Raw genomic sequence first — 19,024 nt, forward strand, 5'->3', positions numbered from 1 at the left:
GTTACACACGATCGTGGCGAAAGACCGGTTCCGCAAGCGTGGTTTTCCTCTAAATTCGCGGCACCGCGGCGGCGTCACGCGACCTCTCCCCGAAAAAACTGCCGGGAATACGGTCGGCGTCCATCAACACCGATCAATGCAATCCCGTTCCTTATTTCCGGCCGGATCGCGAGCCACGCGCGACTATTTTTTTTCCATCACACATTGCAGTGGGTGCTGGTGCTTGCGCGCAAAATCCATCACCTGCGTGACCTTGGTCTCGGCAATCTCGTAGGTGAACACGCCGCACTCACCGATCCCGTGGTGATGGACATGGAGCATGATCTTGGTGGCCGCTTCGGCGTCCTTCTGGAAGAACTTCTCCAGCACATGAACGACGAACTCCATCGGCGTGTAGTCGTCGTTCAGAATAAGCACGCGATAGAGGTTCGGACGCTTGGTCTTCGTCTTGACCTTGGTGATGACCGATGTTGATGGTCCGCCGGTTCCGGCGTTGCGGTTCTCGTCATTGCTCATTCGGAGAGCAGAAGATGACCTTGCCGGCACGGACGGACAAGCTTTGAAGGTTGGCTGCAACATGGCTCAGGCGTTCGAAATTCCAAAAGGGATGACCGGAGAGCGCATCCGGGCCCGCACGCGATCGGCTCTGACGTGAGCCACCGCCTGGTGCCCAGTAACGCTTTATTCCAGATCGCCGCTCCCGGTCCGACCCGTTGGCCGGATCAGCACCTGGAATATGGGTCCGCCGCCGGATGGCCGCAAGCGCATTGATGTTGCCCTGCCACGTCCCGCGACCGGCCCGATTCCCGGCTCGGCTATCCGGAGCAAGGTTAATCGTTTCTGCCGGATTTGACAAAGGACGGCGACGGCCCGTTTAGCGCCGTTGAGCATACCGGGGTCTTTTGGCGACCGGCCTGGCGGTGCACGGGCCTTTGACCCTTTTTTCGGAACCGGTCTAACCAAGTCGGTCACGATCGGGCCTGGCTGTTCAATTCGATTGGACAGTCGCTGGCCAAGCTGCGCGTCGCGAAGTAGCGGCCTCCATCGAGGCGGAAAGAAAAAAGCCCGGCCGCTACGGCCGGGCTTTTGTTTTTCGAAGTATGGACCCGCGAATTAGTGCGCGGCCGGCGTGAACTTCGCGACCAGGCCTTCGTAGGGCTTGTAGGCCTGCTTGGCGAGGTCGGTGTAGAGGCCGGCAATCTTCTGCGACTCCGCGACAAATGTTTCGTAGGAAGAACGCGCAAATTCGGTCTGGGCTTCGAGCGCCTTGTCCAGCGACTTCACGCCGGAGAGCTTTTCGACAAACGACTTGGTGTCTTCGAACGATTTCTTGGCGTAATCGCCGTAAGCGGTGGCGATCGCCTGAACGCCGCTCTGCACGTTGGTTGCGGAAACGGCAACCGATTCGAGATGCTCTTTGCCGTAGTTCTGAATGTCTTCAATTTTGACCATCATGGAGTCCTTTCCCAGACTAAGCGTTCCTATTGCCGGGAGGTCCCGGCTCCCTGACCACCACGCCTCTATATGTGCACCGCACAATAAAGTCAAGAAATATTGTGCGACGCACAAATACGGCCAATTGACGGAAAACCCCGGGGTCTTACGCAACGGTTAATTAATCTTTTGGCAACTCGCTCCGCCTAACCTGATTCTGGACTTGTTCGCCTTCCGACAGACAGCCTGAAAGCTGTTTGTGAACAGCATCTTAGCTAGAAAAGCGACTTGATCGGCCACTCCAGCCTCGCGTCATGGCCGGACCGGCGCTTCGAACGGGGAACCATCAGCGGTTTAGCGGGCACAATTTTGCCTCACGAGCCGGTGATCAAGACAGAAATTGGGACGGGGAAGTAAATGCTTCGTACAACCTTGGCTTCCTCGCGCGCATTGCGGGTGTGCGCCCTCGGACTCTTTACCTTCACCACGGCAATACTGATCTCGAGCGAGAGCGCCGAAGCGCGCCGCTCCAAGCACCGCCGCCACCATCACGTCGCGCGCGAAAGCTACAGCCCGCAATTCTCCTCCATCATCGTCGACGGCAATTCAGGCGCGGTGCTCGCCTCCAACAATCCCGACGGTATCCGGCGCCCGGCGTCGCTGACCAAGATCATGACGCTCTATCTGCTGTTCGAGCGCCTGGAATCCAGCAAGATGAAGCTCGACACCGAAATGGAAGTCTCCGAGCACGCCTCCGAGCAGGCGCCGACCAAGCTCGGCCTGCGTCCGGGCCAGACCCTCAAGGTCGAGGATGCCATCAAGGGTCTTGTGACGCGTTCCGCCAATGACGCCGCCGTTGTGGTCGCCGAGGCGATTGCCGGCGATGAAGCCGAATTCGCCAGGCTGATGACGCGCAAGGCGCGCGCGCTCGGCATGAGCAAAACCACCTATCGCAACGCCTCCGGCCTGCCCAACGACGAGCAACTGACCACCGCGCGCGATCAGGCGACCCTCGGCCGCGCCATCCAGGATCGCTTCCCGCGCTACTACCGCTACTTCGCGACCACGGTGTTCAATTATCGGGGACAGTCGATCCGCAATCACAATCGCCTGCTCGGCAATGTCGAAGGCGTCGATGGCATCAAGACCGGCTACACCCGCGCGTCAGGCTTCAACCTCGTAAGCTCGATGCGCCGCGGCAACCGCCACCTGATCGGCGTGGTGCTGGGCGGCCGCAGCGGCGGTTCGCGCGATGCCACCATGCGCAACCTGCTGGCCGAAAACCTCGAGAAGGGCGCGACCAAGCGTACCGTCGTTGCAATCACCGAGCGCAATCCCGCCGACGGCACCGTCGATGTCGCCGCAGCCGAGACCGTAGCACGTCCGGCCGAAACGGCTCAGTCCGGCGGCGCCGCCGCCGAACCCGGGCTCGCCGCCATGCCGGCCACCCGCTCGATCGCGCCGGCCAAGCCGTCTCTGATGGCGGCGGCTGCCGCTGCCCTGCCCGCGCCGCCCACCAAGGTCGAACAGAACAAGTTCGAACAGCAAGCCAGGCCTGAACCCGCACCATTGACCAACGGCGTCATCCAGGCCCAGGCGATATCAGCCATCCCCGGCTCGGCTGAGCCGATGAAGCCGGTCAAGGTCAAGACGGTTCAGGTCAAGGCAGGACCGATGAAGCTCGCTTCAGCCGGCCCCTCGCAGCCCGCGGCGCCGCCGATCACCAACACCATTCCGGCCCGCCCTGAAATCGCCGAGACCTCCAGCGCCGTCGTCGCAAAGGCCGCGGAGACCAAGACCGAAGCCGCCAGGGTCGCGATGCCACCGCAGCCGGCCAATCACGGTACCGGACAGGGCGTGCTCGGCGTGTTGCCCGCTTCCAGCCTGACACAGATCCCCCCGCAAGCCCCGCACGCGCAAGCGCTGGCCTATGCCGATCCGGCACCCCACGCCCAGCCGCCTGCCGTCCAGCAGAACAGCGCCGTCAAGCCGGCCGCGCCGGCGGTGGTCCGCACCGGCTGGATCATTCAGGTTGGTGCGCTCGAAAGCGAAAGCGAGGCCAAGCAGCGGATCGATCTCGCCCGCGCCAAGGCCAGCGCGCTGCTCGGCAAGGCCGATCCGTTCACCGAACCGGTGGTCGCCAAGGACAACCGCACGCTCTACCGGGCCCGCTTCGCCGGCCTCGAGCGCGATCAGGCCGAAGCGGTCTGCAAGACCCTCAAGCGCGCCGACATTTCCTGCATCACCGTTCGCAACTGATCCGGACGTTTCTTTGAGTTTGGCAAGGCCGGCGCCGCAAGCGCCGGCTTTGTTGTTTTCCAAACACAGTCGCGACGGCTCTTGCGAGATCACGCCCAAGGCGGCCCGCGAAAACTTCTCGTCAAGAATTTCCGGTTAGGTTTCCCTGCAATGAACGATCGACCACGCCGGACAACGGCGGGCGATATGGGGCGTCAGTCAGAGAACGGCATGGAAGCAACTCGCGGTTTGTAGCGTCGGTGGCGTGAGCCGGAGTTAGCTGGAATGCGTGCGAAGAAGAGTATCCTTGGCCTCGTTTACGCGGGCAGCGAGGTACGTCGAGCCCCCTGGTCGGGATGCAGTTTCTTCATCAGGGCGCGGTGCGCCCGGCTGATGTCGTCACGCCCCGCCCCAGGCTGCAGGCCAAGGATCTGATAGGCTTCCTCGTCCGTCATTTTTCCGCTCGCCGCCGTGCGGCGCTGCCGCCCTGCCGCATCGCCTTGCGCGTTCTGACGCCAAGCGGGAAACCGGCGGTCAAGATAGCTTTCAAGTAAGGCGACGCTCTCGGCGTCGAAGGCCGGTATCATCGCGATCAATTGCGGCAGGTCGAACTCGCCGAGCGAACGCCCGGCATTCGGCCCGTCCACGATCCGCCCCGACAGCTCGCCGCTGTCGTGATCGAGACTCATGTCGAGAAACTGCGAGCGGACGCGCGAGGCCTGCCCCGACGAACGCTGCGCGCCGCCGAAGATCCCGCCGATATTGCTGAAGCCGCCCGGCCCGAACGGCGACCAGCCGAGCAGGCCGGCGCCGAAGATGCCGAGCGGAATTGCCACCGCAAGCTCGCCGCGCAGCCCGGTGAAAGCTGCGACCGCCAGCGCCACCACGCCGCCCACGATCTTGATCGCGCGCGCGAGCACGACCGGGTTGGCTGCACGGAAACATCTGCAGCAGCAAGTACAGAAGGACAACGGCGACGACGCCGGCAATCAGGGTTGCCATGGCTCTAATATAGCGGCACTGGCGCCGAAAAGCATGACGCTCGGCACCTTCTCGCGCCCGGTGATCTGGCAGCCAAAGTCGTAATCACTTCATCTGGCCGATCAGTGCGGCCGCGCCGCTTGTGGTCTTCGACAGCCGCAGCAGCGCTTCGCGCCCGCCGGCGGCGTAGGCTGCGGCGGCGCGCAGCAGCTCGCGCAACTGCGCCGCGGCACCGGGGTCGAACCTGCACCATGCCCCGCCGGTGAGCCGCGCAATCTCCCGGAACGCCTGCTCGGCAGTCGGGTCGTGGCCTTCCTGGAACATGAACACGGGCACCTTGAGCAGGCCGAGCTCGCCGGCCTTGGCGCAGAGGTCGTCGACGGATTCCTCCATGGCATCGCCGACAAACACCATGGCGCGCACGCCGGACGCCACCGCCTCGCGGCGCGCTTCCGACAGCACCTTGCCGATCTGGGTGTTGCCGCCCTGGCAACCGATCTTGCTCATCAACCTTGCCAGTTGCGCGGAATCGGAGATCCAGCCCGTGGCGCGGCATTCGTTGAAGCCGCGGTAGTAGACCAGCCTGATATCGAGGCTGCCGAGCGAAGCCGCCTCGCGAAACATGTCGGCCTGCAGCGCGCAGGCCATATCCCAAGTCGGCTGCCGGCTCATGGTGGCGTCGAGCGCAAACACCAGCCTTCCCCTGGCGTCCGGGCGGTGCGGGGACATCGCGCGCGCTTTCGCCACGAAGGCCGCTATGTCTTCCGACGCCGACGGCTTGGCCTCCGGCAACGGACCGCCTTTACGTGTCTCGGCCTTTGCCGAAGCAACATCGCCTGCCGATTTTGGCTTGATAGGTTCACCGGCCATGAGCGCTCGCGAGTATCTAGCAAGCTCTATGTGGGACGGTGCGCGGCGCCGGTCAATGCGCCGGACGGTGGTGCAGCCGCAAACGCACGGTAGCGGTCAATTACCTAGTTCGTGACGGGCTTGTTCTTCGGCGCGGGATTGCTGGCCAGCGGAACGGACAGCGGCACCGGTCCCGGGCTGCTGGTGAGAACGTCCGGTATCTTGGTCGGCACGGGCTTCAACGCGCCACTCTTGTCGGACTCGTCAAGGAACCTGTCGAGCATCGACTGGATCGAGGATTTGGCTGCGTCAGGGCCGGTGTCGCGCATATCGTTGTGCTGGAAGCCGGTGTTCACGACGGTGATGCCCGCCTGCTCGCACTGCTCGTCGTCGGGCACGACGCCGGGGTCTGCCTTGAAATGGGTGTCCTGGGAGCGGAACGACAGGATCTTGAACTTGCCGTCGGTCAGGAACGGCACGCGCAAATTGTCCAGTGTCACGACTTTCTTGATGTCGTCGGGATACTGCTTGGCGAAATACATCGAGATGTCGCCACCCATCGAATGGCCGACCATGGTCACCTTGTCATAGTCGGCATTGGGCTGGAGCTTCTTCATTTCGTGGACAGCGAAATGGATGTTGGCGACGCCGCGCTGAATCTGCGGCAGACGGCCGACATAAGGTTCACCGATCTTGGTCACCATCGGTGGATCGGTCGGTAGATCGTGCTGCGGGCTTATCGCAAGATAGCCGCGCCAGGCGAACACGGTCGACAGGAATGAATACTCGGTGTTCTTGACGGTGTTGCCGTGATTGAGGATCGCAACCGGCAGCTTGATCAAGCCGGCATTGGCCTGCATTTCCTTGTCGCGGCGGACGGCAATATGCACCGCGACCAAGCGGTTGTCGCGGACGGGGATCATGAAACGCGATGGTCTCGTGCCGGATCGCCCACTTGTTCGCGGTGAAAAACGCGACAGCGACCAGCACGGAGAGTGAAAGCAGAACTAGAATTCCACGTTTCATATTTGTCTTCGTCCTCGGCCCGCTAGGGGCTCAACCCTGTTTGAGACTCTTTCGGTCCCTTGTTGATGATATATGTCACGATGGCGTGACATAAAGGCCAAATGTTGTGTATTGACCGCCTGATCATTGTGCGGTGCATCCATTCATTGTGCAGCCGCTCAGTTCCACAAATTTAGCCTCCTTTTTACTTACGACGCCTCCTTTCAAGCTTCGGTTCGAGCATCCGATAAAAGTCTAATAAAAACGGCGTAGTGCGGGACCGGTTCCCGGGAACCCGGTGCATCACGGTGCGTCAATACCAGCGACAGAGGATTCTTTTAAGCCGTCGTGTAGATGACGAGCTTCAAGGCCGGGTCGTCATTGGCCTGGAAACTCGCATACTCCAGTTTGAGCCGCCCCTTTTTGGGATGGATCAAGGATTTCCGTCCTGCCGCGATGCCGCTGACGTCATGGGCCTCCCACCAGCCAATGAATTCCGGACAGCCTTCGCGAAGGCGCGCTAGCAGGTCGCGAAAGGCTAGATCGCCGGCCCACAGGTCATGCGTCGCCCTGAACTGGGCAACCATGCGCCGGGCCTCATCCGCCCATGACCACCGAACAGCCGCCTCGTCGCGGGATTGGTCAGTACCGAGAGCAGGCTGTTGCGGTCGGCTTCTGCAAGCCGGCTGAACGCAAAGATTTCGTCGGCGGCCGCATTCCACGCGAGGACGTCCCAGCGCCGGCCGGTGACATAGGCCGGCAGATTGAGCTGCTCGACCGTGCGGCGGACGGCAGGCGGAACGGTCTCGCGGACAAAGGCGCGCCGGTCGGCATTTTGCGTCAGCTCTCTCAGATGCCGGTGTTCGGCCCTGGTCAGCCGCAGTGCGTGCGCCAGCGTTCAGTCTCGACCGCGCCAGCGAGGCGGTCGCGCATGCCGCCGCACACAGTGGTCCGTTCAAAATGACGGTCATCCAGCCGCGATAGGCTGAGCCGGCTGCCGATGGAGATCAGGCGCTGATGATGTCGCCGATGATGTCGTGGACTTCGAGCGGCTTGTCGACTTGGGTGAACCATTCGGCGCGGTTGGCGGCGCGGCGGCGGCCGCGCTCGTCGAGCGGCAGCTTGAGCTGGCGCAACAGGCTGGTCACTTCCTCGCGCGCGGTGACATGGCCCATGCTGGGCCGGGTGCCGAGGGTAGCCTCGTCGATGTTGTCCAGGGCCGTCAGTCCGCGCGGGAAGAATTCGCGGTAGACCACCCGCTCGGCGAATCCATCGATGGAACGGAAGCCGAGCCGCAGCGAAAGGTCCTTCAGGCTGTCGGCGACGAGCTGCTTGTTGCGCGATCCGATCATCGACAGGCGGTTGCGCACCACGATCCAGTCGGTGGTGGCGCCGTCGAGCTGGCGGCGCTTGCGCCTGGTGTCGCGCACCATCTCCGCATAATGGCTCTCGCCGGTTACCGTGTAGGTTGCAGGATCGACGGTGCCGAGCACGTCGAAATCGAGGAAGCTGTCGTTGATCGGGGTCACCAGCGTGTCGGCCATCGAATGCGCCAGCCGCATCAGGTAGGAGTCCGAACCGGGCGTATCGATGACGATGAAGTCGAAAGCGCGCTCGACGGTGCCGACCGCCGCCGCGAACTGCTGGAACTCGGAGTTTTCATTGTCGGCGATCTGCATCGTCTCGCCGAGCTTGATGCAGTAGTGCACGGGGATTTCGAGATCGAGACCGGTGCGGCGGGCCCACGCGCTCCGGTTGGCGATGTAGCGGGTAAAACTCTGCTGGCGGCAGTCGAGGTCGATGGTGGCGACGCGCTGCCCGGCCTTCAGCAGGGCAACAGCGATATGCAGGGCGGTGGTGGATTTTCCGGAACCACCCTTCTCGTTGCCGAGCACGACGACATGCGCCGAACCAAATTGACCCTGACTCGCCTGAAGCAACATGATTCAACCCCCGCTCGATATCTTCAAATCACAGCGCGGCTGCGGTCAAGTGAAATGCGTGACGACGCATTCAATTCGCTCGCGGTGTGTCTTAATCATGAATCCGATGGTGCGGATTTCGTTCCGTTGCAGCGATCTGCTCGCAGCCTTTTCGACAAGCGAGGGCGCACACATCTAGCTTTCGCGTTGAGCTGCCGCAGGCTTGCCATTCCCGAGTCACCTTGGCGGCAAAGCTCTGGCCTTATAAGGTCGGCGCGCCCGCCGAAAGTATCGGGGCCACCGGCCCCCTCACCCCGTCACAAGCTGCAAGAGATCGAGGCCAGATGTCGCGAAGTCCCATGGTCGTCCGTACCGTTCCCGCTTTGCGCCGCGCCGTCGAGGCCTTGCGCGCCCGCAAGGCCGCCGTCGCGCTGGTGCCGACCATGGGTGCGCTTCATGACGGACACATGTCGCTGGTCCGGCTCGCCAAGCGCCGCGCACAGAAAGTCGTCGTCTCGATCTTCGTTAACCCGACGCAGTTCGCGCCGACGGAGGATTTCGGCTCATACCCGCGCACCTGGAAGGCCGACCTCGCCAAACTCACCGCCGAGAAGGTCGACCTGGTCTGGAATCCGGACGTCAAGGCGATGTACCCGGACGGCTTCGCCACAAGGATCGTGCCCGAAGGTCCGGCTACCGCCGGGCTCGAGGATCGTTTCCGGCCGCATTTCTTCGGCGGTGTCGCCACCGTGGTCGGCAAGCTGTTCACGCAGGTCCGGCCGGACGTCGCGATCTTCGGCGAGAAGGACTTTCAGCAACTGCGGGTGGTGACGCAGATGGCCACCGATCTCGACCTCGGCGTCAAGGTGATCGGCTCGCGCACCGTGCGCGAACGCGACGGGCTGGCGATGTCCTCGCGCAACGTCTACCTCTCGGCCGAGGAACGGCAGGCGGCACCGACGCTCCATCGCGCCATGAAGGAAAGCGCAAAACGGCTGAAGGCCGGCGAGGATTTCGAGGCCGCAATGGCGGCCGGCCGCGAACTGATCACCGCCGCCGGGTTCGCGCTGGACTATTTCGAGGCCCGTCACGCCGGGACGCTGGCGCCGATCGCATCGATCAAGGAGGGACCGGTGCGGATCCTGGTCGCGGCGAAGCTCGGCACGACGCGATTGATCGATAACATCGGGGTTTAGGACGTAGCCGCAGCCCCGGTCAGAGCAGTCCCAGATCGCGCAATTCGCGCCGCATCGGTTCCGGCATCGCGGCAACGCCGGCAGCGGCGGATTTGGTGAGGTCCGGGGGTGCTGCGTCCTCGGTCAAATAGCGCCAGCCCTGGAACGGGCGCATCGGCCGCGGCGAGACTGCAAACACCTTGGGCTGCATCACCAGGCGGCACCGCCCGATACCGTCCTTGTCGCGGAAGGGTTCGATCGCGATGATTTTTTCGCGGGCGGCGATTTCACCCTTGATGACCCAGTAGAGCGAGCCGCCGGCGAGGATCTCGCCGTCGCGCTTCGGCGTCATCCGCGTGATGTGAACATGACGAAGCGGCAGGCCTTTTTCTTGGCGGTTGCCATGCGTTCGGCAACCCACCCTTTGAGTTCTTTGACCGACTCGCAGCCAACGGCGAGCTTGATGAGATGAAGCGGCATGATCCCGCCGATGTAGCGGCCCAGGCACGCTTTGAAAAGATCACTCCTTGTGGAGATCACTGCTCGTTTTCGGCAGCCCCCGACGCCGACGGCGCGAGCTGGACCGGCGCCGCAGTGGACGGCCGCTTCGGCGGCGCCGGCGGCGGCTTCTTGGCAGCCGCGAGTGCGGGCGAAGGCGCGGGTGACGGCGGTGTCGCCGCGGCCGGTCGCGGCGCGGCTGGCGATGCCGGCGCAGCAGTGGCCGGTGGCGACGGCTTCGCCGGCGGCTCGGGCGTCATGATGCTGACCGGCGGAGTAGAGGCCGAGGTCGGGAATTCGGCATTGGTCGGCTTTCCCGTCGGCTGGGACGGCGGTAGCGCCGCCATCATGCCGGCGGCAGTCTGCGGCGGCGCGTTCCACGACGCCGCGTGGCGCATGACCAGACTTTCGTAGACACGGTCTTCCATGTTGGCCGCGACCTGGCGCGTGTCGGTCAGCGAGCGGAACGCGCGGCAGGCCGCCGGCGTACAGCGGTCGCGCACGGTCAGCACATAGGCCATCAACCCGTAACGGTCGCGCTCGACGGCGCGACGCAGCGCCAGCAAATCGGAGCCAGCCCCGTTATTCGCGGTGGCGACATCGCCCAGCGAGGTCAACAGCGTGATCTGCGAGGCGGCGTAGGCGACCGCCGCCGCCACCGACTCGGCCGAACCGAACAGTGCCTTCTCGCATGCGGCGAGGACGGCATCACCGGCGAGTTCGTCGATACAGGAAAGCTGCGGCAATGCGGCGGTGGCCGTCGGAACCGGCCGCGCTTCGGTCGGCTGAACCGCGTTTGCCGTGCCTAACCCGCGGAAGGTCACGGCTCCCGCGACGCCAATCGCAAGCACCGTGACGAGCGCCAGCACGCCGTTGGCCACGGATCTCTCCGAGCGCAGCAGCGTGATCAGAACGACCAGCCCGACAAAGCCGGCCGTGGCCAGCGTCAGGTACAAAGGAAGGTTCGGCGAGCGCCAGATCTGATCCAGCGAAGCAGCCCAGGCCCAGTTCATGCGCAGTGTCCCTCAACGCAGCATCAAACGCGATCGAAAGGCGAATGCGTCTTTATCGCATTCGCTTTTCGGCAGAATGGTTCTGCGAACGGGGCCTTTTGACGGCGCTTTGAACGGAACTCCGTCAGCCGGCTGCTTGCGCACAACTGTTTCAGGAAATCGCGAGCTGGCTTTCCTTGGCGACCCGTTCGAAAGCTTCGGTCGAGCTTTTGATGCGATACTGACAGTCGTCGCCATCAGTCGGCAGCAGCCGGATCACCTCATAGGTGCCGCTGGCGGCCGGACGGGCCACGTTGCTGGCAGTAAAATAGACAGTCTCTCCAACGGAGTACTTATGCTTCAACGCCCTCTCCATTACGCAAGAACGCCGGCCGCGCTCACGGTCCCGCTAGCTTTCGGCCGACTTGAGAACCCTGCGGCAACCTAGCACAGGCCATCGCCCAAAAGCCAGCGGCATCGAGGCATGGCAAATGCGCAAATTCTGCATGTTTTTCAGGGCGATAAACGCCAATCCCAGGGGTTCCCAGTCATCCGCCTGCCCGGCATCGAAGCCGTCTTTCCCAAAATCGGACAGTCCGGCGGCAGATTGATCGAGGGCCGCAAGCCGCGGGCGGAGCCGCAGGACCCCCGGCTCGCTCCGTCGTCAGACCGTCTCGAACCGATCGATGACAAGCGTTTCGGCAAGGCCGGCGCGGGTCCATTCCTGGAATGCCGGCAACGACATCATCGCATCGAAATAGTGCCTCGCCTCGCCCTCCACTTCGATCGCATAGGTGCGGAAGCGATGCACCACCGGCGCAAACATCGCGTCTGCCCCGCCGAACGCACCGAACAGGAACGGTCCATCCTTGCCGTAACGGCGATGACAATCGGACCAGATCTCCTGAATGCGCGCCACATTGGCGCGTGCATCGTCCGATAGATCGACGGCACTGATCGGGCGGTGCAGGTTCATGCCGCATTCGTTGCGCAGCGGCATGAATCCCGAATGCATTTCCGCCGAAATCGAACGCGCATGCGCCCGGCGGGCGCGGTCTTCCGGCCACAGCTTCGCGTGCGGGTATTTCTCGGCGAGATACTCGATGATTGCGAGCGAATCCCACACCGTGACATCGCCATCGATCAGCGTCGGCACCTTGCCCGAATCCGAAAAGCTCAGGATCCGGTCCTTGTCCGCCTTGTCGTTGGTGTAGAGCGGGATGAATACCTCCTCAAAGGGGATGTCATTGGCGCGCAGCGCCAGCCATGGCCGCATCGACCATGACGAATAGTTCTTGTTGCCGATGACCAGTTTCAACATTTGCGGGGAAATCCTGTTGGGACCGGCATCTTGCCATAGTGCACGACACCCGTCCAACCTGTACATCACCATCGCGCAAGCCATCATCGGGGATGCCGCCACATGGGCGCCTATTGGGTCGATATCGCCGCCGTCGCCTTCTTCGTCGTCGAGTGGCTGGCCTATGGCTTCACGCTCGAACACACGGCTTACGGCCGCGACAGCCTTTCGGCGCGCATGAATGCCTACCGCGAGGTCTGGGTGCGCAACATGCTCGATCGCGAGGCGCGCATGGTCGACATGCAGATCATGGCCTCGCTGCAAAATGGCACCGCGTTCTTCGCCTCCACCAGCCTGATCGCGATCGGCGGCGCGCTGGCGCTGCTGCGGGCGACCACCGACGCCCTGGCCGTGCTTCGCGAGCTGCCGGTCGATCTCACCCCCTCGCCGGCGCTGTGGGAGATCAAATGCGTCGGGCTGATCCTGATCTTCATCTACGCCTTCTTCAAATTCGCCTGGTCATACCGTCTGTTCAACTATGTCGCGATCCTGCTCGGCGCGATGCCGCCCTCGTCGCAGCGCGACACGGCGGAAGCAGAAGCCCATGTCATGCGCACGACACGCCTGTTCGAGGCGGCGGGGCGGCATTTCAACCGCGGCCAGCGCGCGTTCTTCTTCGCGCTCGGCTATCTCGGCTGGTTCGTCAGCCCCTGGGTGTTGCTGATCACGACCGCACTCGTCGTGATCGTGACCTGGCGGCGGCAGTTCGCCTCGAACGCCTGGCGGGCGATGGGGACCTGACGGGCCGGTGGCTTCCATTGATGCCTCAATACGCCTGTGCTATTTCTCCGGCCACCATGATGGTGATCCGCATCTTCAATATCGCTTCGGCCTTTTTCCTCAGCCGCTAACGGCTTGCCCGCGCCAGCGGGCGGAAACGAGCGCGTCCGTGCCGCTTTCGGCGCCAGCGCGATTCAAAGGACCGAATGAGCCGCCCCATTCTCGCTGCGCGCGATGATGCTGGCTGGCCAAGCGATATGAGGATTTCATGCCTTCCAATACAATTCGACACCTGCGCGCCCTCAGCGACGCACAACTGAATCAGTTTGTTCAAGACGGGTTTGTCCGACTGGACAACGCTTTCCCCGAGCAGCTTGCCGCGGAAGGTCGCGCCATTCTCTGGAGCGACACCGGATGCGATCCCTTCGACAAGAAGACCTGGACGCGGCCGGTGATCCGGCTCGGCTATTACGGACAGGAGCCGTTTCGGAAAGCGGTGAACACGCCGGTGCTCCACGCAGCCTTCGATCAACTCGTCGGAAGCGGCCGCTGGTGGCCGCGCGCGGACCTCGGCAGTTTTCCGGTGCGCTTCCCGCATGCCGAGGATCCCGGCGATACCGGCTGGCACGTCGACCTCAGCTTCCCCGGCCCGTCGGACGAACCAAACGAGCGCAACGATTTCGCCTCGTGGCGAGTCAACGTGACGTCGCGTGGCCGCGCGCTGCTGATGCTCTTCCTGTTTTCCGATATTGGCGAACTGGATGCGCCGACCCGTATCCGGATGGGCTCGCACCTCGATATGGCGCGACTGCTTGAACCTGCGGGCGAAGCCGGCATGTCGCACCTGATGCTCGCCGACGTGGCGGCCGAGCGTCCGGAAGCGCTTGCCGTCGGAAGGGCCGGCACGGTCTATCTATGTCATCCCTTCCTGATCCACGCCGCGCAACCGCATCGCGGTTCGAGGCCACGCTTTATGGCGCAGCCGCCCCTGCATCCGGCCGAACCTATCCGGCTTGAACGCGAGGACGGCGAATATTCGCCGGTCGAAACGGCAATCCGGCGCGCGCTGCAGGAAAACCCGGACTGAAGCGATGCCGCCCGGGTTGGGACCCCGAACCGGGCGGCATTCGCGAAAGTTGCTAGCCGCTCGTAAAATCCTGCGGCGTAAAGCTGAGGTCGAGCACCTTCCATTCGCCGTAGCGGTCTACCGGCAGCATGGCATAGGGCTGGCAGGCCGAAAGGGCGCGGACGGCGCCCTGCATCAGCAATGGTCCCTTCATGGAGGCGCTGGCCTCGATCAGGATCGGTTCCGCGGCGAGCCTGCCGTCCGGCGTCATCAGGACACGCAGCTTGACCTTGACGTCGTCGGTGCCCGACAGCGAGGCCGGCAGTTTCGAGCAGGTCTTGAGGTGCCGCCGGAATTCCGTGATCAGCGTGCTCGAGATGTCGGCGGCTTCGGTCGCCAGCCCATCGAAATTGTCGTCGTCCTTGTTGTGAGCTTGCGTCGGTGCCTGCGGCTGCAGCGAGATATCGGGCGGCAAGCCCAGCAGCACGTGGTACTTGATCGAGAGATCGGGCTCAGGCGGCGCGTACGCTGGCGCCGCCGGTTGCGATGGTGGCTGTGCCACCGGCTGCGGCGGGGCGGCGCGCGGCGCGGCAAGCGCAGCCTGTTTCTGCGGTGGCGGCTGTAGCTGCCCTGATGGCGGAGGTGGACTGGCAGCGGCAGGCGTTTCCAGTAGCGAGAAATCAGGCTGCGGAATTGGCGCCGGTTCTGCCCTGGTCTCAGCGGCTTGCTGTTCGGCCGGCTTTGGCTGCTCGGGAATTGGCTGCTCAGGAATTTCTTGCGGCGTAACGATCTCGACCGGGACCTGCTCGGCGGTCACCGAGCCGAACGGATGCACCTCCGAAAACAACAGGAACAGCGTCAGCAGCGACACATGTGCGACTGCCGACGCCGTGATCTCAGCAGGTATGATCCGCCGCAGCTCCATCGTACCGAAATGAGGTTCGTCTCTTACGGTCGCCAGAATAGCGTTCGGCGGTGCGGCTCCTCAATCCCATTTCGGCGCGAAGCCGAAATCCGTGAGCCGGCCGCCGGCGCTGCCCATGGCGGAGATCTCCTGCATGTCCTCGTCCGACAGCTCGAAATCGAAGATCTCGATGTTCTCCGAGAGCCGTTCGAGTTTCGAGGTGCGTGGAATCGCCGCCACGCCCTGCTGCACCAGCCAGCGCAGGCAGATTTGCGCCGCCGTCTTGCGATAGCGGTCACCAATCCGCTGCATCGCGCGATCGCTTTTGATGCGCCCCTTGGCGACCGGGCTATAGGCCACCAGCGCCATGCCGTGACGTGCGCAAGCCTCCGTCACCTTGGTCTGGTCGAGATAGGGATGGTACTCGACCTGGTCGCAGACCAGCGGTTCCGGGCATGCCGCCACCGCCTCCTCGATCAAGGCCACGGTGAAATTGGATATGCCGATGTGGCGGGCGAGGCCCTGCTGCCTGACCCGTGCCAGCGCGCCCAGCGTCTCCACCAGCGGCACCTGCGGGTTCGGCCAGTGCAGCAGCAACAGATCGACCTCGGTCAGGCGCAGCCGCACCAGGCTTTCCTTGGCGGAACGTTCCAGATCGTGGGGCGCGAAATGCGAGGGCCAGACCTTGGTGGTGAGAAAAACCTGATCGCGCTTCACGCCCGCAGCCCGTAGCCCCTCGCCGACCTCGCGTTCATTGTCATACGCCTGTGCGGTGTCGATGTGACGATAGCCGAGCCGCAATGCCTGCTCGACGATCCGCGCGCAGGTGCGTCCACGCAATTCCCAAGTACCCAGCCCGATCGCCGGGATTTTTGCGCCATTGGCTTCGACAAATAGCATGGTTGTATCCGCGGACCGTTCTCATTATGGGCTGCGGAAACAGCCGTGCCAACAGATTGCGCTTCGAGCGGAGCGAATTCCGGTACGCGTGAAGAAACGCGCCAAATGAGCGCTAGGCCGGCGACGGTTCCGTGGCCAGCGCGGCGAATACGGTTTCCGGCGAATGGGCGATCACCGCGAGTAGCGCCCGCGCCGGCCCCCGCGGCACGCGCTTGCCCTGCTCCCAATTCCGGATGGTTTCGACGGGCACGCCGAGCCGTGCCGCGAATTCGGTCTGAGTCAGGCAGGCGCGACGACGAAGGTCGCGCACGGCAGGAAGCGCGGGGGTTTCGCCCGGCGCTGCATCAGGCATGACGGTCGCGGTTGAAGGCGGCTCCGGCGGGAGCCCGGGCATCGCCAGCGCGAGCCCGGGCATTGTCGGCACGAGCGGAAACTCCTGCCCGTCACGCAGTTCGACGATCCGCCCGTCCGCTTTCAGCCGCAACCGCTGCATGTTGACCTCGTGGGCCAACATCATCGGCGAAGCGCCTTAAGGCCCGATTAACGATAAATGAGACCTCGTCTTGAAGCGTTTTCTTCACGCGAGCGGAATCCGCCCCGGATCAAGTCCGGGGCAGGCTTTGAAAACGCTATGCTACTTCAGCCCGAACCACAGCGTGGCGATGCCGAGAAACGAGAAGAAGCCGACCACGTCGGTGATCGTCGTGACGAAAGTTCCCGACGCCACCGCCGGGTCGGCGCGCACCGGTCCAGCACCATCGGGATCAGGATGCCGCCGAGCGCGCCGGCCACCAGGTTGCAGATGATGGCGAGGCCGATCACGACGCCCAGACCGGGAATCTTGAACCATGCCACCGCCGCGACGCCCGTGATGACGGCAAACGCGAGACCGTTGACGAGGCCAACCATCGCCTCGCGCATGACGACCCGGAAGGCGTTGTTGGAACCGAGTTCGCGGGTCGCCAGCGCCCGCACCGCCACCGTCATGGTCTGGGTCGCGGCATTGCCGCCCTGGCTCGCCACGATCGGCGCGAGCACGGCGAGCGCCACCATCTTCTCGAGCTGGCCCTCGAACAGGCCGAGCACGGAGGACGCCAGAAACGCCGTCGCCAGATTGACCAGGAGCCAATTGAATCGGCCGCGCGCGATGGTCCAGACATTGTCGGACAATTCTTCGTCGCTGGTGACGCCGCCGAGCGCCTTCAGGTCTTCATCAGCCTCTTCCTCGATGACGTCGACGACGTCGTCGATGGTGATGACGCCGACCAGCCGGTTGGTGGTGTCGACGACGGGGCCGCAACCAGATTATACTTTCCGAACATCCGCGCGACCTCTTCCTGGTCGTCGAGCACGGAGACGCGACGGCGGTCTTCCTCGATCAGGTCGACAAGCGGCACCGGGCGGCGTGCCCGCAACAGCGTGTCGAGCGAAACCGCGCCCTGCCAGTGCTGTTCGGAATCGACCGCGTAGATCTCGTAGAAGCGGTCAGGCAGATCGGGCGTGTCGCGCATGTAGTCGATCGCCTGCCCCACCGTCCAATCCGGCGGCACCGCGATAAACTCGGTCTGCATCCGGCGGCCGGCGGAATTTTCCGGATAGAGCAGTACGCGCTCGATCGCGACGCGTTCGGGCGGCGGCAACTTTTCGAGGATCTCTTCCTGGTCCTCCTCGTCGAGGCCCTGGAGCAACTGGACGGCGTCGTCGGACTCCAGTTCGCGAACGCCCTCGGCAACCGTCTCCGGCTCGAGCTCCTCGAGGATCTCCTCGCGGACGGCGTCGTCGACCTCGTTGAGCGCCGAGAAGTCGAAATCGGTGCCCGTGATCTCGACGAGGGTGACGCGGTCCTCGGCCTCGAGGGCCGCGATCAAATCGCCGAGGTCGGCCTCGTGTAGTTCCGCCACCACCTCGCACAACAACGGCCGGTCAGCAGCATGGATCGCGCGCGTAATCTCCTCGACAAACTCGCGGCGGAGCTGCCCCTCCTCGTTCCGCATCAAGAGATGGTCGAGCACCGATCCCTGGCCCGGTCGCGCTTCGGCGGCTTGGGCAACGTCGATATTCTCGGCCATGCCGCGCCTCGCCGGTTTGACAGAATGAGCGAACTCGTCTGAGCTACGCTTGACGCATTACCCAATCGGCTGCGCCATGCGCAATGCCAAATATTACCGGCGGCAAATGACCCGGAAATTCGGCGCGGCGCTGTGCTCGGCGGTCGCGACATTGATGACCTTGGCTGCGGCGGCGACGGCTGCCGAATGTCCCCGCAAGGACGGGCTCGGCACCTCACGCGTTCTCGCGGTGGATGCCGCTACCTACCCGCGCGTGGGCCTCAAGAGCTTTCCACAGACGCTTCCGCTGGAAGACCGCGAAGTGGTGCTGACCTTCGACGACGGACCGTGGCAGCCGACGGACCAGAAGATACTGGCGGCACTGGCGCAGGAATGCGTGCGCGCCACCTTCTTCCTGCTCGGAAAGCGCGCCTCCGAACATCCCGAACTGGTGCGAAGAATGGCCGCCCAGGGCCATACCATCGCGCACCACACCTGGACCCACCACAATCTCAAATACATGAAGCCGGAGGCTGCCATCGGCGAGATCGACAAGGGCATCGCGGCGATAGAAACGGCGCTGCACGGCACGGCCACCACGGCCCCAACCACGCCGTTCTTTCGCTTCCCCTATTTTGAAATGACGCCCGCCACGCTGGAGACCTTGCAAAGGCGCGGCATCGCCGTGTTCGGCGCCGATCTCTGGGCCAGCGACTGGACTCCGATGACGCCGGCGCAGCAATTGAAACTGCTCACCGACCGGCTGCAAATTGCCCGCAAGGGCATCATCCTGCTGCACGATCCGAAAGCGCAGACCGCTTCGATGCTGCCGGCCTTTCTGCGCTACCTCCGCGACAATCACTACCGCGTGGTCCACCTCGTCCCGGCAGATGCCAAAACCGTGTCCGGCAAGGCACATTAGAGCCAAAATC

General features: G+C 63.7%; 15 protein-coding genes and 5 pseudogenes. 5 read left to right on the forward strand and 15 right to left on the reverse strand.

The features are described from left to right. Positions 1–183 precede the first annotated feature (183 nt). Positions 184–516, reverse strand: a complete 333-nt coding sequence (gene clpS / locus ACFXS9_RS16030) for an ATP-dependent Clp protease adapter ClpS (protein ID WP_392690231.1) — start codon at positions 514–516, stop codon at positions 184–186. Between the two features lie 597 nt (positions 517–1,113). After that, positions 1,114–1,452 (reverse strand): phasin family protein, encoded by a 339-nt coding sequence (locus ACFXS9_RS16035; protein WP_213286571.1) that lies wholly within the window; start codon positions 1,450–1,452, stop codon positions 1,114–1,116. A 399-nt stretch (positions 1,453–1,851) separates the two neighbouring features. Here ACFXS9_RS16035 and ACFXS9_RS16040 point away from each other — a divergent pair, with 399 nt between their 5' ends. Beyond that, positions 1,852–3,693, forward strand: coding sequence for a serine hydrolase (locus ACFXS9_RS16040; protein WP_392690233.1), 1,842 nt, complete (start codon positions 1,852–1,854; stop codon positions 3,691–3,693). Between the two features lie 255 nt (positions 3,694–3,948). Here ACFXS9_RS16040 and ACFXS9_RS16045 read toward each other — a convergent pair. The 5 genes and pseudogenes from ACFXS9_RS16045 to ACFXS9_RS16065 form a co-directional block, all read right to left on the reverse strand. Beyond that, positions 3,949–4,674: pseudogene (locus ACFXS9_RS16045) on the reverse strand (DnaJ domain-containing protein). Positions 4,675–4,758: 84 nt separating this feature from the next. Beyond that, complete coding sequence (locus ACFXS9_RS16050) at positions 4,759–5,523, reverse strand: VWA domain-containing protein (protein WP_392690235.1); 765 nt, start codon at positions 5,521–5,523, stop codon at positions 4,759–4,761. 104 nt (positions 5,524–5,627) lie between these two features. Next, positions 5,628–6,528, reverse strand: a pseudogene (locus tag ACFXS9_RS16055) (alpha/beta fold hydrolase). A 317-nt stretch (positions 6,529–6,845) separates the two neighbouring features. Further along, positions 6,846–7,402 (reverse strand): annotated as a pseudogene (locus ACFXS9_RS16060) (transcriptional regulator); the annotation flags it as partial. Positions 7,403–7,514: 112 nt separating this feature from the next. After that, on the reverse strand, positions 7,515–8,450 hold the full coding sequence (locus ACFXS9_RS16065; protein ID WP_213286404.1) for a division plane positioning ATPase MipZ: 936 nt from the start codon (positions 8,448–8,450) through the stop codon (positions 7,515–7,517). 323 nt (positions 8,451–8,773) lie between these two features. On the opposite strand from ACFXS9_RS16065, the gene panC reads away from it, so the two are divergent. Next, the gene (gene panC, locus ACFXS9_RS16070; protein ID WP_392690237.1) at positions 8,774–9,625 is read left to right on the forward strand and encodes a pantoate--beta-alanine ligase; all 852 of its coding nucleotides are present in this window, start codon (positions 8,774–8,776) and stop codon (positions 9,623–9,625) included. Between the two features lie 19 nt (positions 9,626–9,644). On the opposite strand, the pseudogene ACFXS9_RS16075 reads toward panC, so the two are convergent. The 4 genes and pseudogenes from ACFXS9_RS16075 to ACFXS9_RS16090 form a co-directional block, all read right to left on the reverse strand. After that, a pseudogene (locus ACFXS9_RS16075) lies at positions 9,645–10,084 on the reverse strand (DUF1489 family protein). A 56-nt stretch (positions 10,085–10,140) separates the two neighbouring features. Then, entirely contained in the window at positions 10,141–11,115 is a 975-nt protein-coding gene (locus ACFXS9_RS16080; RefSeq protein WP_392690239.1) for a hypothetical protein, read from the reverse strand. Positions 11,116–11,266: 151 nt separating this feature from the next. After that, complete coding sequence (locus tag ACFXS9_RS16085) at positions 11,267–11,470, reverse strand: hypothetical protein (protein WP_108517906.1); 204 nt, start codon at positions 11,468–11,470, stop codon at positions 11,267–11,269. A 288-nt stretch (positions 11,471–11,758) separates the two neighbouring features. After that, positions 11,759–12,415: a glutathione S-transferase family protein gene (locus tag ACFXS9_RS16090; protein WP_392690241.1), complete on the reverse strand. Its 657-nt coding sequence runs from the start codon at positions 12,413–12,415 to the stop codon at positions 11,759–11,761. Positions 12,416–12,517: 102 nt separating this feature from the next. Between ACFXS9_RS16090 and ACFXS9_RS16095 the strand changes: the two genes are divergently transcribed. Beyond that, on the forward strand, positions 12,518–13,195 hold the full coding sequence (locus ACFXS9_RS16095) for a DUF599 domain-containing protein (RefSeq protein ID WP_392690243.1): 678 nt from the start codon (positions 12,518–12,520) through the stop codon (positions 13,193–13,195). A gap of 247 nt (positions 13,196–13,442) precedes the next feature. Continuing rightward, the gene (locus tag ACFXS9_RS16100) at positions 13,443–14,261 is read left to right on the forward strand and encodes a phytanoyl-CoA dioxygenase family protein (RefSeq protein WP_392690245.1); all 819 of its coding nucleotides are present in this window, start codon (positions 13,443–13,445) and stop codon (positions 14,259–14,261) included. 52 nt (positions 14,262–14,313) lie between these two features. Here ACFXS9_RS16100 and ACFXS9_RS16105 read toward each other — a convergent pair whose 3' ends face one another. From ACFXS9_RS16105 to mgtE, 4 genes and pseudogenes are all read right to left on the reverse strand, one after another. Next, entirely contained in the window at positions 14,314–15,165 is an 852-nt protein-coding gene (locus tag ACFXS9_RS16105; protein WP_392690247.1) for a hypothetical protein, read from the reverse strand. 60 nt (positions 15,166–15,225) lie between these two features. Further along, on the reverse strand, positions 15,226–16,044 hold the full coding sequence (locus tag ACFXS9_RS16110) for an aldo/keto reductase (RefSeq protein WP_392690249.1): 819 nt from the start codon (positions 16,042–16,044) through the stop codon (positions 15,226–15,228). Between the two features lie 112 nt (positions 16,045–16,156). Then, positions 16,157–16,537 (reverse strand): helix-turn-helix domain-containing protein, encoded by a 381-nt coding sequence (locus tag ACFXS9_RS16115; protein WP_392699806.1) that lies wholly within the window; start codon positions 16,535–16,537, stop codon positions 16,157–16,159. 141 nt (positions 16,538–16,678) lie between these two features. Beyond that, positions 16,679–18,113, reverse strand: a pseudogene (gene mgtE / locus ACFXS9_RS16120) (magnesium transporter). Between the two features lie 106 nt (positions 18,114–18,219). On the opposite strand from mgtE, the gene ACFXS9_RS16125 reads away from it, so the two are divergent. After that, positions 18,220–19,014, forward strand: a complete 795-nt coding sequence (locus tag ACFXS9_RS16125; protein ID WP_392699808.1) for a polysaccharide deacetylase family protein — start codon at positions 18,220–18,222, stop codon at positions 19,012–19,014. Positions 19,015–19,024 lie beyond the last annotated feature (10 nt).

The sequence above is a fragment of the Bradyrhizobium sp. RDI18 genome (assembly GCF_043203335.1).
GTDB classification, from domain to species: Bacteria; Pseudomonadota; Alphaproteobacteria; order Rhizobiales; family Xanthobacteraceae; genus Bradyrhizobium; species Bradyrhizobium retamae.

Coding starts and splice junctions, on each gene's coding strand:
- clpS (WP_392690231.1), bottom strand. CDS start 516: ATGAGCAATGACGAGAACCGCAACGCCGGAACCGGCGGACCATCAACA.
- ACFXS9_RS16035 (WP_213286571.1), bottom strand. CDS start 1,452: ATGGTCAAAATTGAAGACATTCAGAACTACGGCAAAGAGCATCTCGAA.
- ACFXS9_RS16040 (WP_392690233.1), top strand. CDS start 1,852: ATGCTTCGTACAACCTTGGCTTCCTCGCGCGCATTGCGGGTGTGCGCC.
- ACFXS9_RS16050 (WP_392690235.1), bottom strand. CDS start 5,523: ATGGCCGGTGAACCTATCAAGCCAAAATCGGCAGGCGATGTTGCTTCG.
- ACFXS9_RS16065 (WP_213286404.1), bottom strand. CDS start 8,450: ATGTTGCTTCAGGCGAGTCAGGGTCAATTTGGTTCGGCGCATGTCGTC.
- panC (WP_392690237.1), top strand. CDS start 8,774: ATGTCGCGAAGTCCCATGGTCGTCCGTACCGTTCCCGCTTTGCGCCGC.
- ACFXS9_RS16080 (WP_392690239.1), bottom strand. CDS start 11,115: ATGAACTGGGCCTGGGCTGCTTCGCTGGATCAGATCTGGCGCTCGCCG.
- ACFXS9_RS16085 (WP_108517906.1), bottom strand. CDS start 11,470: ATGGAGAGGGCGTTGAAGCATAAGTACTCCGTTGGAGAGACTGTCTAT.
- ACFXS9_RS16090 (WP_392690241.1), bottom strand. CDS start 12,415: ATGTTGAAACTGGTCATCGGCAACAAGAACTATTCGTCATGGTCGATG.
- ACFXS9_RS16095 (WP_392690243.1), top strand. CDS start 12,518: ATGGGCGCCTATTGGGTCGATATCGCCGCCGTCGCCTTCTTCGTCGTC.
- ACFXS9_RS16100 (WP_392690245.1), top strand. CDS start 13,443: ATGCCTTCCAATACAATTCGACACCTGCGCGCCCTCAGCGACGCACAA.
- ACFXS9_RS16105 (WP_392690247.1), bottom strand. CDS start 15,165: ATGGAGCTGCGGCGGATCATACCTGCTGAGATCACGGCGTCGGCAGTC.
- ACFXS9_RS16110 (WP_392690249.1), bottom strand. CDS start 16,044: ATGCTATTTGTCGAAGCCAATGGCGCAAAAATCCCGGCGATCGGGCTG.
- ACFXS9_RS16115 (WP_392699806.1), bottom strand. CDS start 16,537: ATGCAGCGGTTGCGGCTGAAAGCGGACGGGCGGATCGTCGAACTGCGT.
- ACFXS9_RS16125 (WP_392699808.1), top strand. CDS start 18,220: ATGACCCGGAAATTCGGCGCGGCGCTGTGCTCGGCGGTCGCGACATTG.